The sequence below is a fragment of the uncultured Aquimarina sp. genome, from assembly GCF_947492115.1.
In the GTDB taxonomy this organism is placed as follows: Bacteria; Bacteroidota; Bacteroidia; order Flavobacteriales; family Flavobacteriaceae; genus Aquimarina.
In genome coordinates, this window is sequence record NZ_CANLMM010000045.1 from 1 (window position 1) to 614 (window position 614).

1 protein-coding gene is annotated in these 614 nt (G+C 31.1%); it reads left to right on the top strand.

The genetic code is table 11. From position 1 onward, the window contains the following. The first annotated feature begins 31 nt into the window (after nt 1-31). Complete coding sequence (locus Q1A73_RS24455) at nt 32-442, top strand: hypothetical protein (RefSeq protein WP_299611453.1); 411 nt, start codon at nt 32-34, stop codon at nt 440-442. The last annotated feature ends 172 nt before the right edge of the window (nt 443-614 follow it).

The window sequence follows — 614 nt, forward strand, 5'->3', positions numbered from 1 at the left end:
CACATATATTAAACGTTGTGATTAATCAAAAATGTCCGGAATAAATTGGAAATATAATAATGATTCTAAATCAAGGATTTTTTGGTCAACTTCCAGTGACTACTATACCTATTTAGAGAAATTGTTGATTGATTTTGAATTTAAGTTCAATCAATCACTGGGAGAACAAACATCTGAATTTCAATTATTGGACGAACAAATTGAATTTCTGGTTAACGAACTTGAAATAAGAATTGAAAAACTACTTTTGAATTTCAATCCTGAAGTCCCAGGAGGTTTAACTTCGATTTCAAATGAGTATAAAGGAAAGAAATATGATTTCTTTATTAAAATGTCAGAAAATCACCGCCTAATAAATAGGCTAATAAAATTTCATAAGTTTTTATCTGACTCTCTCAACAACGAAAAGGAAGTACTATTTTGGGGTGGAAAAATTGAATAAACTAATCACAACACGATATATGTGGCATAGCAGCTATATGATTAATCCTATGGTCTGTGTATATTTGGTTAGGCTCAATGCTTGCTGAATGGAAAAGTTAGCAACCAATGCGCAGAAAAACCGAAAAGCAAGGTAACATTTTGCTCTGCTACGACACATATATTAAACGTTG

Bases quoted from the DNA above. Each gene is read 5' to 3' on its own strand.
- Q1A73_RS24455 (WP_299611453.1), top strand. From the start codon at position 32: ATGTCCGGAATAAATTGGAAATATAATAATGATTCTAAATCAAGGATT.